The sequence below is a fragment of the Clostridium sp. genome (genome assembly GCF_021443865.1).
GTDB lineage: Bacteria > Bacillota > Clostridia > Clostridiales > Clostridiaceae > Clostridium.
In genome coordinates this window covers 1-2,276 of record NZ_JABUTB010000164.1, presented here as the reverse complement: position 1 = coordinate 2,276, position 2,276 = coordinate 1, and the positions used below count along the sequence as shown (strand labels likewise).

The 2,276-nt window shown below is 28.3% G+C and carries 2 protein-coding genes; both read right to left on the bottom strand.

Going from position 1 to position 2,276, the window contains the following annotated elements; translation table 11 throughout:
* Nucleotides 1-58 precede the first annotated feature (58 nt).
* Entirely contained in the window at nt 59-1,162 is a 1,104-nt protein-coding gene (locus HUJ77_RS15375) for a glycosyltransferase family 4 protein (protein ID WP_291710148.1), read from the bottom strand.
* A gap of 3 nt (nt 1,163-1,165) precedes the next feature.
* On the bottom strand, nt 1,166-2,276 hold a 1,111-nt coding region (locus HUJ77_RS15370), incomplete at its 5' end, for a glycosyltransferase family 39 protein (protein ID WP_291710146.1).

Below are 2,276 nucleotides of genomic sequence, written 5' to 3'. Positions count from 1 at the left end.
TACTATTATTGTTTAAATATATTTAATAACCAATATAACACGCTTAATTTCTTTTTAATCAAATCAGTTCATTATACAATTCAATATATTGTTTAGCTATAGTTTCGGAATCAAACAATTCCATAACTTTGTTAAACGCACTTGAAGACAGTTCTTCTTTAAAATTATTATTTTCTAATAGGAATTCTATTTTTTTTGCTATTGTATTTATATCATTATATTTTACTAATAATCCATTTACTCCATCAGTAACATATTCATTAATAGCATCTATATCTGAAGCTATTACTGGAATTCTTGCAGCCATTGCTTCTAATACTGCTATTCCTAATCCTTCTGTCAATGATGGAAATACAAATAGATCTGAATTCTTAAGCAAATCTGGAATATCATTCCTGAATCCTAATAAAATTACATTATTATTTAAATTAAGTTTATTAATTTCATTTATGATATCTTCTTCAGCATCACCTTTTCTTCCTACAATAATTAATTTTACATTTTTATACTTCTTCAAAACTATATTTAATGCTTTAACTAAATATATTTGCCCCTTTTGTTTTCTTAAATTTCCAACATTCAGTATTATAAAATCCTTTTCGCTAACACCTAATTCTCGTTTTAACGAACTATTGGGTTTAATTTCAGTAAATTTATCTACATCAATTGGATTATATATTGTTCTAATTTTATTTTTCAACTTATTACTTTTATACCAACTATCTCTTACCGCATTGGATACAGCCGTCCTCGTATAAACATACTTATCAGTAAAGAAGTATCCTAATCTAGTTAGAGGATTATAATTACTTTTAACACTATGAAAAGTTGTTATAAGCTTACTTTCATGTGGTTTGCATATTGCTGATAAGAAATCTGCACGCCCCAAATGTGAATGTATTAAATCAGGTTTATGAATTAATAAGTAGCGCCTTAATTGATAATACCCTTTAACTATATCATTCCTTTTTAATGATAACGATTCAACCTTAATAGATTGATTCTTAAACTTATCAACAATGTTATCATCATAATTTATTTCTTGTAATGCTAAAACACTTACCTGAAAGTTTTCTTTTATGAATGGTGTTATGTCTAACAATATATTTGGGACAGCTCCTGATCTTAAATGATTAATGACGTATAACAACTTTTTTTTCATCTATTATCTCCTCACCTTTGTTATGCTAAATCTGTTTTTTGCAACTCCTCTTCCCTTGATTGCCCTTCTTCTATTGTATCCAAGGGAAAAAAATGCTATTAGTAGCCATACTATTTTCTGTCTGTGCCTTATTGCCGTACCATAGTTTGAAGTCCCCCAAGCATACGGTATTATAGCAAATAATAAAAAACAAGTCATAAATATAAATAAATTCTTACGATTTTTTCTCATAATCTTCATTTCATATACTGAATATAAAACTATCACATAAATCGGTACCGTATCTAATAAAAATCCATAGATATCTGTGATACTTGTGACTTGCCATGGAAAAGGTGTGAATAAGAAAAATACTATCCTTATTGGTGTCTGAACAATTGCATCTATCCATGATTTAGGTTGTGTACCATGGAGATATCCAGCTCTACCACCAACAGCTTTTCTGGCAACAGTTGACCCTAATTCTTCTACTGAAATTTCTGGTATCTTTCTAAAAAGAGCACCACCAAATTGAAATATAAAAATAATCAAAATAGCACTTATAATAAGTTTAATTAATGATATATTCCATTTTTGATACTTCGGCTTGTAAAATATGAAAAAAAACAAATATGGTATTGCTACAAAAATCACTCCTGAATGAAATAAAGCTCCTATAAGAATACTAGCAAAAGACTTAACAATAGCTGAACTTTTCCCTTTATTAAACCATCTTAAACAATAAACCAATGAAAGAGAAGAAAAAAAGTATATTAAACTTTCTCTTCTTGTAAATGCAGAAAACTGAGCTAATCCTGGATAAAAAGCAACGCAATATGCAGCTAACTTCGCAGATTTAACTGACGGATAAATTTCTAACACAATTTTATATGTTACGTAAACAAGCAAGGTTCCCGTAATAACACTTATATGTTGAATAAGAAATGGACTTCTACCAAATAAATAATAAATAAAGCCAATAAACCTACGATAAAACTCAAAAGGCATAGAAAATAATTCTATAATACTATCAGATGAAGATGCAATTATCCATCCAGAATACTCAAAATCAATTGCATCGCTTCGTCCAGATGGCAATGTCCATACATATGCATTTATAAATGATAAAATAAAT